Origin of the sequence: Streptomyces albiflavescens (genome assembly GCF_014645835.1) — a bacterium.
Classification (GTDB): domain Bacteria; phylum Actinomycetota; class Actinomycetes; order Streptomycetales; family Streptomycetaceae; genus Streptomyces; species Streptomyces albiflavescens.
Map to the genome: position 1 here is coordinate 200,355 of NZ_BMMM01000011.1, position 13,945 is coordinate 214,299.

The 13,945-nt window shown below is 69.6% G+C and carries 11 protein-coding genes; 10 read left to right on the plus strand and 1 reads right to left on the minus strand.

All coding sequences use genetic code 11. From position 1 onward, the window contains the following. The first annotated feature begins 27 nt into the window (after window positions 1–27). The 7 genes from IEY95_RS28205 to IEY95_RS28235 all read left to right on the plus strand — a co-directional run bounded on the left by IEY95_RS28205 (window position 28) and on the right by IEY95_RS28235 (window position 7,467). Complete coding sequence (locus tag IEY95_RS28205) at window positions 28–627, plus strand: flavodoxin family protein (RefSeq protein ID WP_189188964.1); 600 nt, start codon at window positions 28–30, stop codon at window positions 625–627. A gap of 429 nt (window positions 628–1,056) precedes the next feature. Continuing rightward, on the plus strand, window positions 1,057–2,283 hold the full coding sequence (locus tag IEY95_RS28210) for an acyl-CoA dehydrogenase family protein (protein WP_189188965.1): 1,227 nt from the start codon (window positions 1,057–1,059) through the stop codon (window positions 2,281–2,283). 5 nt (window positions 2,284–2,288) lie between these two features. After that, on the plus strand, window positions 2,289–3,521 hold the full coding sequence (locus tag IEY95_RS28215) for a CaiB/BaiF CoA transferase family protein (RefSeq protein WP_189188966.1): 1,233 nt from the start codon (window positions 2,289–2,291) through the stop codon (window positions 3,519–3,521). Next, window positions 3,518–4,300, plus strand: a complete 783-nt coding sequence (locus IEY95_RS28220; RefSeq protein WP_189188967.1) for a crotonase/enoyl-CoA hydratase family protein — start codon at window positions 3,518–3,520, stop codon at window positions 4,298–4,300. The genes IEY95_RS28215 and IEY95_RS28220 overlap by 4 nt, the downstream gene beginning before the upstream one ends. Before the next feature lie 67 nt (window positions 4,301–4,367). Next, entirely contained in the window at window positions 4,368–5,357 is a 990-nt protein-coding gene (locus IEY95_RS28225; RefSeq protein WP_189188968.1) for a 3-hydroxyacyl-CoA dehydrogenase NAD-binding domain-containing protein, read from the plus strand. Continuing rightward, window positions 5,354–6,256 carry an SMP-30/gluconolactonase/LRE family protein gene (locus tag IEY95_RS28230; RefSeq protein ID WP_189188969.1) on the plus strand — a complete coding sequence of 301 codons (903 nt, stop codon included), beginning with the start codon at window positions 5,354–5,356 and terminating at the stop codon, window positions 6,254–6,256. The genes IEY95_RS28225 and IEY95_RS28230 overlap by 4 nt, the downstream gene beginning before the upstream one ends. 401 nt (window positions 6,257–6,657) lie before the next feature. Further along, on the plus strand, window positions 6,658–7,467 hold the full coding sequence (locus IEY95_RS28235; RefSeq protein WP_229703432.1) for a DUF1963 domain-containing protein: 810 nt from the start codon (window positions 6,658–6,660) through the stop codon (window positions 7,465–7,467). A 209-nt stretch (window positions 7,468–7,676) separates the two neighbouring features. Here IEY95_RS28235 and IEY95_RS28240 read toward each other — a convergent pair whose 3' ends face one another. Continuing rightward, window positions 7,677–8,642: a CAP domain-containing protein gene (locus IEY95_RS28240; RefSeq protein ID WP_189188971.1), complete on the minus strand. Its 966-nt coding sequence runs from the start codon at window positions 8,640–8,642 to the stop codon at window positions 7,677–7,679. A 153-nt stretch (window positions 8,643–8,795) separates the two neighbouring features. Here IEY95_RS28240 and IEY95_RS28245 point away from each other — a divergent pair, with 153 nt between their 5' ends. The 3 genes from IEY95_RS28245 (at window position 8,796) to IEY95_RS28255 (ending at window position 13,739) form a co-directional block, all read left to right on the plus strand. Next, complete coding sequence (locus IEY95_RS28245; RefSeq protein ID WP_189188972.1) at window positions 8,796–9,077, plus strand: acylphosphatase; 282 nt, start codon at window positions 8,796–8,798, stop codon at window positions 9,075–9,077. 380 nt (window positions 9,078–9,457) lie between these two features. After that, window positions 9,458–9,661: a hypothetical protein gene (locus IEY95_RS28250; RefSeq protein WP_028802434.1), complete on the plus strand. Its 204-nt coding sequence runs from the start codon at window positions 9,458–9,460 to the stop codon at window positions 9,659–9,661. Window positions 9,662–9,869: 208 nt separating this feature from the next. Continuing rightward, complete coding sequence (locus IEY95_RS28255) at window positions 9,870–13,739, plus strand: SMC hinge domain-related protein (RefSeq protein WP_189188973.1); 3,870 nt, start codon at window positions 9,870–9,872, stop codon at window positions 13,737–13,739. The last annotated feature ends 206 nt before the right edge of the window (window positions 13,740–13,945 follow it).

Consider the following 13,945-nt stretch of genomic DNA (forward strand, 5'->3'; position numbering starts at 1 on the left):
ACCACCCCCATCAGAGGAGTCCCCATCGTGAGCACCCCCGTCGTCTCCATCGCCTACCACTCCGGCTACGGCCACACCGCCGTCCTTGCCGAATCCGTGCGCTCCGGTGCCGTCGAGGCCGGCGCCCAGGTCCATCTGGTCAAGGTCGACGAGATCACCGAGGCGGAGTGGGAGCTGCTCGATGCCTCCGACGCGATCGTCTTCGGCTCGCCGACCTACATGGGCACCGCGTCAGGTGCCTTCCATGTCTTCGCCGAGGCGTCCTCGAAGCGCTGGTTCGGGCAGGACTGGAAGGACAAGCTCGCCGCCGGTTTCACCAACTCCGGCTCCAAGAGCGGCGACAAGCTCCACACCCTGCAGTTCTTCCAGGTCCTGGCGGCACAGCACGGCATGAACTGGATCAACCTCGGTCTGCACCCCGGCTGGAACAGCAGCTCCGCCTCCGAGCACGACCTCAACCGCCTCGGCGTCTTCGCCGGCGCCGCCGCCCAGACCAACGTCGACGAGGGTCCCGAGGCCGTGCACAAGGCCGACCTCGCCACCGCCGAGCACCTCGGGCGTCGGATCACGGAGGCGGCTCAGGTGTTCGCGCTGGGGCGTGCGGCTGCGGCCGAAGTGGCCGCGTAAGCGTTTACGGCGCGTACGTGTCCATGGATGCGCATGGTGCGTAAGCGTTTGCGCAATCGCTTGCGCGAGCGTTTGCGTAAACGCTTGCGTACGGCGCTCGCACGCCCGCGCGAAGGCCGCGCCCACCATGTCCAGGTGGGCGCGGCCTTCGCATACCTGCTTCCTGTCCACCGGCACCGGTTGCTCCATCACCGCTCCTGACACGACGTGCTGTCAGCCCTCACAGTCCCGCCTCACCTCTCCCGCACCGGTGGCGAGGGCCACTGGGGTGGTCTGCGGCGACACGGCACCCCCTGCGCGGCGCGGGTCCGTGGGACCGGCCCCGGGTCTGCGTTCAATCACGCCGGGGAACCGATACGCCGGGTGCGGAGAGCCGCTGACGGGCGCGGATCTCCGAGCCACGCCCCACAGCTCTTGAGGGAGATTGCCATGAGCGGCGCAACGACCTTGCCGACACCGTCTGGTCCCTATCTGGACAAAGGGCTGCTGCCCGCCGACTTCTTCGCCTACGAGGAACTGCTGTCGGACAGGGAGCGGGAGCAGCTCGAGTCCGTCCGTGAGTTCCTCCGCACGCAGGTCGCACCGATCGTCGACGACTACTGGGCCCGGGCCGAGTTCCCCTTCCAGCTGGTCGAGGGCATGGGGAAGCTCGGTCTTATGGACTGGGCCGACCCGGACTCCCCGGAATCCAGGCCGAGCAACCTTCTCGCGGGCTTCCTCGCGCTGGAGTTGGCGCACGTCGACGCGTCCGTGGCCACGTTCACCGGCGTGCACACGGGTCTGGCCATGGGCACCATCCTCGCCTGCGGCTCCGACGAACAGAAGCGGCGGTGGCTGCCGGCGATGAGCCGCTTCGAGAAGATCGGCGCCTTCGGGTTGACCGAGCCGCACGGCGGCTCCGACGTGGCCGGCGGTCTGCAGACGACCGCGCGCCGCGACGGCGACGCATGGATCCTTGACGGCGCGAAGCGGTGGATCGGCAACGCGACGTTCGCCGACCTGGTCGTCATCTGGGCCCGCGATGTCGAGACCCGTCATGTGCTGGGCTTCGTCGTGGAGAAGGACACCCCCGGGTTCACCGCGACGAAGATCGAGAACAAGATGGCGCTGCGGATCGTGCAGAACGCCGACATCGTGCTCGACGGCTGCCGCGTTCCGGAGGCCAACCGGCTGCAGAACGCGAACTCGTTCAAGGACACGGCCAAGATCCTTCGCCAGACACGCAGCGGCGTGGCGTGGCAGGCGGTGGGCGTGATGTTCGCCGCCTACGAGATCGCACTGCAGTATGCGAAGGAGCGGGAACAGTTCGGGCGCCCGATCGGGGGCTTCCAGCTCGTGCAGGACCTGCTCGTGAAGATGCTCGGCAACGCCACGGCCTCGTGCGGGATGATGACGCGCTTGGCCCAGTTGCAGGACGCCGGGGTATTCCGAGACGAACAGTCCGCCCTGGCGAAGAGCTACTGCACCGCGCGGATGCGCGAGAACGTGGGGTGGGCACGGGAACTGCTGGCCGGCAACGGCATTCTCCTCGATTACAAGGTCGGCCGGTTCGTCGCCGACGCCGAGGCCATCTACTCGTACGAGGGCACGCGCGAGATCCAGACCCTCATCGTCGGACGCGCTGTCACCGACGGCCTGAGCGCCTTCGTGAGGTGACGAAGATGACCACCGAATCCGTCTTCACCGGCCTCAAGGTCCTCGACGCGTCGAGCTTCATCGCCGCACCGGCCGCAGCCACCGTGCTCTCCGACTTCGGAGCGGACGTCATCAAGATCGAGCCGCCGGGACAGGGAGACCCCCAGCGGCGGCTGAGCTCCGTGCCGCCCAGCCCCCGGGCGCAGGCCAACTACAGCTGGCACCTCGCCAACCGCAACAAGCGCGGCATGGTGATCGACCTGAAGTCACCGGCGGCCACCGAGGTCCTCAAGCGCCTCGTCGAGTGGGCTGACGTGGTGATCACCAACTTCCCGCACGGCACGCGCGAGAAGCTGCACCTCGGCTACGACGAGGTCGCGGCCTGGAACCCGCGGGTCGTCTACGCCGACATCACCGGCTTCGGGGACACCGGCCCCGACGCCGGGCAGCCGGGCTTCGACCTCACCGCCGCCTGGTCGCGCAGTGGGCTGCTGGCCTCCACCCGGGACGTGGGAGCCCCGCCGACGGTGCCGGTATGGGGCAGCGGCGACTACATGTCGGCGATCGCCATCTACGCGGCGATCGTGACCGCCCTCTATCGCCGTGAGCGCACGGGACAAGGAGCCAGTGTCGGGACGTCGCTGCTCGCCGCGGGCGTCTGGGCCACGGGGACGCTCGTGGCCGGCGCGCTCGCCGGCGGCACGCCGTTCGAGCTGCACGACCGCAACGCTCCGGCGAACCCGCTGATCAACCCCTACCGGACCGCGGACGACGAGTGGTTCATGCTGGTCGCCTCGCCCGCGCACTGGCCGGGACTGACGCGGGCCATCGGGCACCCCGAACTGCTCGAGGATCCCCGTTTCGCGGACGTCGAGGGCTTCGTCAAGAACTCCGCCGCGCTGAGCGAGCTGCTCGACGCCGAGTTCCGCTCGCAGCCTTTCGCCCACTGGAAGGACGCCCTGGCCCGGGAACGCGTCACCTACAGCCTCATTCAGACGCCGGAGGAGGCCGCGCGGGATCCGCAGCTGCGCGCGAACGACATCGTGGTGCCGCTGGAAGGAGTCAGCGGGCTGGAAGAAACCATCAGCAGCCCGGTCAACCTCCGAGGGGTGCCGAAGGTGCCGGCGAAGCGAGCACCCGATCTGGGCGAGCACAACGACGAGATCCTCGCCGAGCTGGGATTCGGCCTCACCGAGATCGCCGAGCTGCGCGCCAAGGGAGCGATCCCCGGCGCGACGGAAGCGGAGGCGCCGCGATGAGCACGGCGTCCGAAGCGTCCGGCATGGTGCTCCACGAGCGCCGCGGCAGCGTGCTGACCATCACCATTAACCGCCCGGCCCAGAAGAACGCTGTCGACCACGAGGCTGCGGTACAACTCGCCGCGGCCGTGGATCTGCTCGACGCGGACCCGGAGCTGTCCGTCGGCGTACTCACGGGCGCGGGCGGGGTGTTCAGCGCCGGCATGGACCTGAAGGCATTCGCCAAGGGCGAGCTGCCGGTGATCCCCGGCCGGGGATTCGGTGGGCTCACCGACACGGCGGTGCGCAAGCCGTTGATCGCCGCGGTCGAGGGCTGGGCCCTCGGCGGCGGCTTCGAGATGGTGCTCGCCTGCGACCTGATCGTCGCCGCGGAAGACGCCCGGTTCGGGCTTCCCGAGGTCACGCGCGGTCTCGTGGCGGCGGCGGGCGGACTGGTCAGGCTGCCGCGCCGCCTTCCGTACCACGTCGCCGCGCGCGTACTGCTCACGGGCGAGCCGCTGACCGCCGCCGAAGGCAAGGAGTACGGGCTCGTCAATGAGCTGACCCCACCGGGTGCCGCGCTGGACGGGGCCCAGGAGCTGGCGGAGCGCGTCGCGCGGAACGCACCGCTGGCGCTGGCGGCCGTCAAGGAAGTCCTGCGTGAGACGCAGGGCCTGAACGAGCGTGACGCCTTCACACGCCAGGACGAGATCACGAGCGGGCTGTTCTCCAGCGAGGACGCGGGGGAAGGCGCGCGGGCGTTCGCCGAGAAGCGCGCCCCCGTCTGGCACGGCCGCTGATACCGGCCATGCCGGCCGTTTTCGTTGCCCCCCGCCCGTGTCCGACTTTCAGGAGTGCTGACCAGCCATGAATACGCACACACCCGTCCACCGTGTGGCGATCGTCGGCACCGGCACGATCGGTGCGAGCTGGGCGACGCACTATCTCGCCCGGGGCTTCGACGTGACGGCGACCGACCCCTCCCCGACCGCGGAGACGGCCCTGCGGTCGTACGTGGAGGCGGCATGGGACGCGGCTGCCTCGATCGGGCTCGCGCCCGGAGCCTCGCCCGATCGCCTGAGCTTTACCGCGGACCTGCCTCGGGCCGTCGCGGACGCCGATTTCGTCCAGGAGAACGCACCTGAGCGCCCGGAGCTCAAGGTCAAGCTGTTCGCCGACATCGACGACGCCACACCGCCGGACGCGATCATCGCGTCGAGTTCGTCGGGCATCACGATGAGCGCCATCCAGGCCGAGTGCCGGCGCCCGGAGCGGACCGTCATCGGTCATCCCTTCAACCCCCCGCACGTCGTCCCGCTGGTCGAGGTCGTCGGCGGGACGAGGACCGCTCCGGAGACGATCCGGGACGTCATGTCGTTCTACGCCGCGATCGGCAAGAAGCCGATTCACCTCAAGAAAGAGCTTCCCGGGCACGTCGCCAACCGGATCCAGGCCGCGCTGTACCGCGAGGTCGTGTACCTGGTCCAGGAGGGGGTGCTCGACGTGGCGGACTCCGACGACGCGGTGTCCTGGGGGCCGGGGCTGCGCTGGGGCGTCATGGGCCCCCATCTGCTGTGGCACCTCGGCGGAGGAGAGGGCGGCATCCAGCACTTCATGGACACGCTCATGCCGCGGATGGTGGCGTCCTGGGAGGAACTGGGCACCCCGAGGTTCACGCCCGAGCTCAAGGAGCAGATCGTCAACGGCGTCCTGGAGGAGGCGGGCAGTCACTCGGTGAACGATCTGGCCGCCCGGCGCGACGCGATGCTCTCGGCCCTGCTGGCCGTGCGCGCCCGGCACGACCCGTCCGGCCCGCCGAGCGCCGCGACCGGTCCCGAGACGAAGGAGGAACCGTGACGCAGCGGCAGGAGAGACTGTTCGTGCTCGAGGCCAGCAGCGGCGGTCGCCTGTTCTCCGTGAATCCCGACGGCTCCGACAAGAAGGTCCTCGTCACCGGGTGCAGGATCCCCGACGGGGTCGCCGTCGACGCGGAGGCCGGGCACATCTACTGGACGAACATGGGTGTTCCGCCGGAGAACGACGGCTCGATCGAGCGCGTGGACCTGGACGGAGGCAACCGGACGACGATCGTCCCCAGCGGCGTCACGCACACGCCGAAGCAGCTCCACTTCGAGGCCGTCGGCCGCAAGCTGTACTGGGGTGATCGCGAAGGTATGCGTGTGATGCGCTGCGACCTCGACGGCTCGAACGTCGAGACCCTCGTGCAGACGGGCCAGGGAGAGGACGACCGCCGCGACGAGACCAGGTGGTGCGTGGGAGTCGCCGTCGACCCGGTCGGCGGACACCTTTACTGGACACAGAAGGGCCCGAGCGACGCGGGACTCGGGAAGCTCCTGCGGGCCGGAATCAGCCTGCCTGCCGGGGAGACAGCAACCGGACGCGGCGACATCGAGGTGCTGTTCGAGGGGCTGCCGGAGCCGATCGACCTGGAACTCGACCTCGTGGAGCGCATGCTGTACTGGACGGATCGCGGGGACCCGCCGCAGGGCAACAGCGTGAACCGCTCGCCGATGGACCCCTCGGGCGGGCAGCGGACGCCCGAGATCCTGCTGACCCACCTGATGGAAGGCATCGGCATCGCCCTCGATCCGGACACCGGCCGCATGTACGTGACCGACCTGGCCGGGAACGTCTACGCGGCCGATCTCGAGGGATCGAACCGGAGGGAGATCCTCGTCCTGCAGGGCAACCTCACCGGCATTGCCCATGCCGTGCTGACCGGAACGAGGGGCTGATCCCGAGCCTCGTTGATCGAGTCTTCGAGGACGCTGAGCCCGCGGATGACGGCCCTGGGGCGGTCCGGCGCGGAAATTGCCCTGACCTGTGGTTATCCCAGTAGCCGAAGAAGTGACCAGCGGTCGCGTCGACCTCGGGCTTTGCAATCCTCCCGTGTGCTGACCTGTGATCGGACCGTCGACGCTTGTCAGCGTCGGTCTACGGGAGCTCCCTTTCACGCCCTGCAGACGGCCCAGAGCACCGTGGTGATGCTGCGAGGCCCGTGCGGCGAGAACTGAGTCCCGTGCGGCAAGAAGTAAGGGGGGTGTGATGAGGCGGCGGCCGTTGCTGCACGGGGTTGTCAGTGGCAAGTACTAACGTGCCCGCACCGTCCCGTCGATCTTTGTACGTGCGAGGAGCCATGATGCCCGGAGGCACACCCGAGTTGCCCGCGAAGGACCTGCGCACCCTGATACCTGAGTACGCGGGCCTTGCCCGGGAAGCCACCCTCCTCAACCCGGAGCCCGGCGACCCCGGCGCGCGGGAGAGTTCGCTGGGGGGCGAGTTGCTGTGGCCCGCGGACGAGCCGTGGCCGTACTGCGCGCAGGAAGGCCACTGGACGTTCGGGTCCGACTGGCGCAACCGCACCGAGATTGTCCCGGGGGCGGTGCCGATGGTGCCGATTCTCCAGCTGTTCGCCCGGGATGTGCCGGGGCTGGAGTTCCCGGAGGGGAAGGATCTGCTGCAGCTGGTCTGGTGCGCGCTGATACATGAGCAGGATTCCGGGCCGGTGATGCCGCAGCTGTACTGGCGCAGCGAGGCGGAGGTCGTGGCTGGAGGGCTGCTGTCCGAGATCCCCGGGGTGAGCGAGGGGGAGTACGACGAGGACCACATGCCGGAACCGTCCACGTTGTCCCCGATGACCGCGGAGGACTATCCGAGGTGGCTCGATCTGCCCAAGGACATCTGGGAGACCTGGGAACCTCGTCTCCGGTTGCCGACGGGCGGTTCCATGTGGCCACCCGACTCCAACGTCATCGGGACGAAGGTCGGCGGCTGGCCCGCCTGGACGCAGCCTGCCGACTGGCCGAACTGCGAGAGCGGACACCGCATGGAGCACCTTCTGACCATCACCGGCGACATTCAGTTGGGCGACTGCGGTGGCGTCTACTTCTTCCATTGTCGCCAGTGCCCCGGCCTCCCATGGGACTGGCGCTTCGACTGCCACTGACAGCTGAGGTCGGTGGATCGGCTTTGGGGTGGCGCTGCTTCGGCGCGAGTGATCACGGCCCCGTAAGCTTCCGGCGCGTCGAGCCCCGTATCCGGGCCGCCGTTGATCGCGTGTTCAAGGACGACGATGGTGTTCAAGGACGACGATGGTGCGGGTGACGGCCCCGAGACGGCCCAGGAAGGCTCTTGAGCCTCTGACCTGCGGTTATCTCAGTAGCCGAAGTCCTGCGTCCACCACGGGCCGCCCGAGCCGAAGTGGGCTCCGACGCCGAGGGTCTTGAAGTCGCAGTTGAGGATGTTGGCGCGGTGGCCGGGGCTGTTCATCCAGGCCTCCATCACCGCCGCGGCGGTGGCCTGGCCGCGGGCTATGTTCTCGCCGCCCAGGCTGGTTATCCCGGCCTTGGCCGCCCGGTCCCAGGGGCTGAGCCCGCCCGGGTCGGTGTGGTCGAAGAAGTCGCGGGCGGCCATGTCCTCGCTGAAGGTCTGGGCCAGGTCGGTGAGGGCGCTGTTCGCCGACACCGCGCTGCAGCCCACCTTGGCCCGCTCCTCATTGACGAGCTTGAGCACCTGGGCCTCGGCCGCGGCCTCGGCGGAGACCGTCACCGGGGCGTTGGTCCTCGGCGCCTTCGTGGCGTGCTTGGTGGGCTTCGCGGGCTTCGGGGTCTTCGTCTTGCTGGGCTTGGCGGTGGGCTTCTTCGAAGGCGTCGTCGTCGGAGCGACGGACGACGTCGCGGGAGCGGCCGAGCCCGAGGGCGAAGCGGAGCGGTCCGCGTCACGGCTCGTCGATGTGCCCTCGCGGGAGTCGGCGCTGCCGGACGTGCCCCCCTGCTGGGTCTCCAGACTGGACGGGGAGCTCGCGGCCTGCACGTTGTCGGAGTTGTTGCTGCCGCCGCCGAGCGAGTAGTTGTCGCTGCCGGGCAGTACACCGGTCGCGACGGCGACGGTGCCCAGCGCCACGGCCGCCGAGACGCCGAGCAGACCCGTGCGGACGGGGGTCGCGGCCTTCCTCTTGCGGTGCGAGCGGGCAGCGGCGGTGTGCGGGAGGTCGGCGACTGCGGCGTAGCCGTACAGATTCTCCGGACCGTAGCTTTCCGTGTGCGTCCCGTTGGTTTCCGTGACCCCGGTGGCGCGGCCAGTGGCGGCGCGGCCGGCGGCGGAGCGTCGGTGGCGTCCCATCTCCTGGGCCTTCCTCGTCTTGCGGTCAGCGGTCCTCAGTCGAACCTCACTCGAAAGAGTGAGTTTCACATGAGACTCATTGGGTCGGGACGGTACCGCATGCCGCGAGGGGAGGAAGTGCTCCGAGAGACATTGTCCGGTTAGCGTGCACCCATGAACGAGGTTGCACGGGTGGTCGTCTGGGTGCGCGGCAGGGTCCAGGGCGTGGGTTTCCGCTGGTTCACGCGCGCCAAGGCGCTGGAGATCGGCGGGCTGCGTGGTTTTGCTCTCAATTTGGACGACGGACGGGTCCAGGTGGTCGCGGAGGGCTCCCGGGACGGATGCCAGAGTCTGCTCGACTGGCTCCAGGGCGACGACACGCCCGGGCGGGTAGACGGAGTCACTGAGATCTGGGACACGCCCCGGGGGACCTATGACGACTTCGCGATCCGCTGACGGTGACCGGTGCAACGGCCCAGGAGGAAGCGGTATGGCATGCCACCGGCACCTGCCAGAAGCAGAAATGACCTGGTGGTTGCCAAGAACGGCTTGTCGTGGCAGGCTCCGCAGTTAAGGATGATCTCCACGCCCTGAGGGCCCCGCAGGAGTCGCAGCGCAGCCGTTCAAGGGCCGCGCGACAGCGGGTTGCCCGCCAATACGGGGCGTGATCGTGTTGACCGTCAAACTTTTTGGTGAGACGCTGAAAGCCCCGCGCACCTTAGCTGTTTGGCATGTGGAACGGCAGCAGGACATCAGCAGTGTCAAGCATCGCGGGTGCGATTCCCTCACGACCCACACCGCTTCGGTCGGTCACTCAGTGTGGAGGACCATCCATCATGGCAAAGGCGCTTCTCGGTTACGTCGGCGGTTCCGACCCGCGACTCATTGCCGAGATGCGACGGCTCCAGCAGCGCGTACAGGACCTCGAATCCGAGCTCGTACGGATCCAGGCCGAGAACGACGCGCTCGCGGCTGCCGCTTCTCACGATTCGCTTCTCGAGAGCATCGACGTACCCCAGGCGGAGCCTGCGCTCACCTGATCACTGCACCGCACTACGACAGCAGTGGTTGGGCAGCCCCTATCAACCGCTAAGTTGTCAGATTTGCAAGGGACGCCCTGCGGCGTCCCTTCTTTCTTTCCCCCGCGCATAGTTCCACTGTCTTTAACGTCTGGTGTGCCCTGCACGTTCATGGGTGAAACCGCGCGTTCATGGAGTGAGACCGGCACGAAAGGTAGAGTCCGGCGGCGTGCACCTCAAGGCCCTGACCCTGCGCGGGTTCAAATCGTTCGCCTCGGCGACCACGCTGCGGTTCGAGCCGGGTATCACCTGTGTCGTGGGGCCCAACGGTTCGGGCAAGTCCAATGTCGTGGACGCCCTGAGCTGGGTCATGGGCGAGCAGGGGGCCAAGTCGCTGCGCGGCGGCAAGATGGAGGACGTCATCTTCGCCGGCACCACCGGCCGTCCACCGCTCGGCCGCGCGGAGGTGTCGCTGACCATCGACAACTCCGACGGGGCGCTGCCCATCGAGTACGCCGAGGTCACCATCACGCGGATCATGTTCCGCAACGGCGGCAGCGAGTACCAGATCAACGGTGACACCTGCCGATTGCTGGACATTCAGGAGCTGTTGTCCGACTCCGGCATCGGGCGCGAGATGCACGTCATCGTCGGCCAGGGCCAGCTCGACTCCGTCCTGCACGCCGACCCGATGGGCCGCCGCGCCTTCATCGAGGAGGCGGCGGGCGTCCTCAAGCACCGCAAGCGCAAGGAGAAGGCGCTGCGGAAGCTGGACGCGATGCAGGCGAACCTCGCGCGCGTGCAGGACCTGACGGACGAACTGCGGCGGCAGTTGAAGCCGCTCGGCCGCCAGGCGGCCGTCGCCCGCCGCGCCGCCGTCATTCAGGCCGACCTCCGGGACGCGCGCCTGCGCCTGCTGGCCGACGATCTCGTACGACTCCGCCAGGCGCTGCAGACCGAGATCGCCGACGAGGCCGCGCTCAAGGAACGCAAGGAAGCCGCCGAGGCGGAACTGAAGAAGGCGCTCCAGCGCGAGGCTCTCCTGGAGGACGAGGTACGGCAGCTCACGCCGCGCCTCCAGCGCGCCCAGCAGACCTGGTACGAACTCTCGCAACTCGCCGAGCGGGTGCGCGGCACGATCTCGCTGGCCGACGCGCGCGTGAAGAGTGCCACGTCGGTGCCCGCCGAGGAGCGGCGCGGCCGTGACCCCGAGGACATGGAGCGCGAGGCCGCGCGGATCCGCGAGCAGGAGGCCGAGCTCGAAGCGGCTCTGGAGGCGGCCGAGCGTGCCCTGGAGGACACCGTCGCGCACCGCGCCGAACTGGAGCGCGAGCTCGCGGTCGAGGAGCGCCGCCTCAAGGACGTGGCTCGTGCCATCGCCGACCGCCGCGAGGGCCTAGCCCGACTCAACGGCCAAGTCAACGCCGCCCGTTCACGCGCCGCCTCCGCGCAGGCCGAGATCGACCGGCTCGCCTCCGCCCGCGACGAGGCCCAGGAGCGCGCGGTCGCGGCCCAGGAGGAGTACGAGCAGCTGAAGGCCGAGGTCGACGGCCTCGACGCGGGCGACGCGGAGCTGACGGAGCGGCACGAGGCGGCCAAGCGGGCCCTCGTTGAGGCGGAGGCCGCGCTGACGGCGGCTCGCGAGGCGGCCACGGCGGCGGAGCGCAGGCGCGCCGCCACCCAGGCCCGCCACGAGGCCCTCGCCCTCGGGCTGCGCCGCAAGGACGGCACGGGAGTACTGCTCGGGGCGAAGGACCGTCTGATGGGCCTGCTCGGGCCCGCGGCCGAGCTGCTGTCGGTGACCCCCGGCTTCGAAGTTCCTCTGGCAGCGGCCTTCGGCGCGGCTGCGGACGCGATCGCGGTCACCACCCCCGCCTCCGCCGCGGAGGCCATCCGCCTGCTGCGCAAGCAGGACGCCGGGCGGGCGGCGTTGCTGCTGGCGGGCGCACCGGAGGAGCCCGGAACGGGCGCGGCGTGGCGCGACGGCTCCGGCCCGGCCGGGAGCGTACGCAGGGACGTTCCGGCGGAACCGGGCTCTCCTGGGGCAGGGCAGGCGGCGGCCGGCCTGGCAGGGCATGCCGCAGACGGTTCGCACGCTTCCGCGGCAGCGCGGCCCGCGGTCCCGCCGGCGGCCCACGGCGTCACCGATGACGTACATCACGGGGCCGGGAGCGGTGCGGGGCCCAGGGCCGAGACCAATGAGCACCGGGCGCCGGGTGTCGCGCGTGATACGGAGCGGCGCGACGATGCGTACGGCACCCCCGATGGCGTGTCCCGTCCCGATCACCGGACCGACGGGCCCCCGTACGCCGCCGATCTCGTCCGGGGCCCCGCCGAACTCATGCCCGCCGTACGGCGACTGCTGCGGGGGATCGTTGTCGTGGGCACCCTCGAGGACGCCGAGGATCTCGTCTACGCGCGGCCCGAACTCACCGCCGTCACCGCGGAGGGCGACCTGCTCGGGGCGCACTTCGCGCACGGCGGCTCCGCCGGGGCGCCCAGCCTGCTCGAAGTGCAGGCATCGGTCGACGAGGCGGCGGCCGAGCTCGAAGAACTCGGCGTCCGCTGCGAGGAGTTGACCGAGTCCCAGCACCTCGCCACCGAGCAGAGGAGAGAACGGGCAGCGCTCGTCGAGGAGTTGGGCGAGCGTCGGCGGGCCGCCGAGCGGGAGAAGTCGTCCGTGGCGCAGCAGCTCGGGCGGCTGGCCGGACAGGCGCGGGGAGCTGCCGGGGAGGCCGAGCGGAGTACGGCCGCCGCCGCACGGGCGCAGGAGGCGCTCGACCGGGCCGTGGAGGAGGCCGAGGAGCTGGCCGAACGACTTGCCGTGGCCGAGGAGATGCCTGTCGAGGAGGAGCCCGACACCTCCGTGCGCGACCGGCTCGCCGCCGACGGAGCCAACGCGCGGCAGACCGAGATGGAGGCGCGGCTCCAGGTGCGTACGCACGAGGAGCGGGTCAAGGGGCTCGCCGGGCGGGCCGACGGACTCGACCGGGCCGCGCGCGCCGAACGCGAGGCACGCGCGCGTGCCGAACAGCGGCGGGCCCGGCTGCGGCACGAGGCGGCGGTCGCCGAGGCCGTCGCCTCCGGCGCGCGCCAGCTGCTCGCGCACGTGGAGGTCTCGCTCACCAGGGCCGAGGAGGAGCGGACCGCCGCGGAGAACGCCAAGACGTACAGGGAGCGGGCGCTCGGCGTCGCCCGCAACGAGGGCCGCGACCTCAAGGCGGAGCTCGACAAGCTCACGGATTCGGTTCACCGCGGCGAGGTACTCGGCGCCGAGAAGCGGCTGCGCATAGAGCAGCTGGAGTCGAAGGCGCTGGAGGAGCTCGGTGTCGAACCGGCGGGACTGGTCGCGGACTACGGTCCCGACCAGCTCGTGCCGCCCTCGCTCCCCGCCGAGGGCGAGGAACTGCCCGAGGACCCGGAGCATCCGCGCAACCAGCCCCGGCGGTTCCACCGTGCCGAGCAGGAGCGGCGGCTCAAGTCGGCCGAACGGGCGTACCAGCAGCTGGGCAAGGTCAACCCGCTCGCTCTGGAGGAGTTCGCCGCGCTGGAGGAACGCCACAAGTTCCTCAGCGAGCAGCTCGAGGACCTCAAGAAGACGCGTGCCGATCTGCTTCAGGTGGTGAAGGAGGTCGACGAGCGCGTCGAACAGGTCTTCACCGAGGCGTACCGGGACACGGCCCGGGAGTTCGAGGGGGTCTTCAGCCGGCTGTTCCCGGGAGGGGAGGGACGGCTGATCCTGACCGACCCCGACAACATGCTCACCACAGGGGTGGACGTCGAGGCGCGGCCCCCGGGCAAGAAGGTCAAGCGGCTGTCCCTGCTCTCCGGCGGTGAGCGGTCGCTGACCGCCGTCGCGATGCTCGTGTCGATCTTCAAGGCGCGGCCCAGTCCGTTCTACGTGATGGACGAGGTCGAGGCGGCGCTCGACGACACCAACCTGCAGCGGCTGATCCGCATCATGCAGGAGCTGCAGGAGGCCTCACAGCTGATCGTGATCACGCACCAGAAGCGCACCATGGAGGTCGCCGACGCGCTGTACGGCGTCTCCATGCAGGGCGACGGTGTGTCGAAGGTCATCAGCCAGCGGCTCCGCTAGATACGTGTAGGCCGCACGGGTCATGACCTGGGCTTCCCTGTAAGTTCAAGTGTTGAACGCAACCCTCAGGCTCCTGTGCCCAAAATTCACAGGAAGAGAACTGTTGACTTCGAAACTTGAAGGCATAGTCTCTGCAACGTTGCTTTTACCTTCAGGGGGTGGGCGGTGCGACGTTGTGCGCCACCGGAACCATCCCTGGAGGGCTT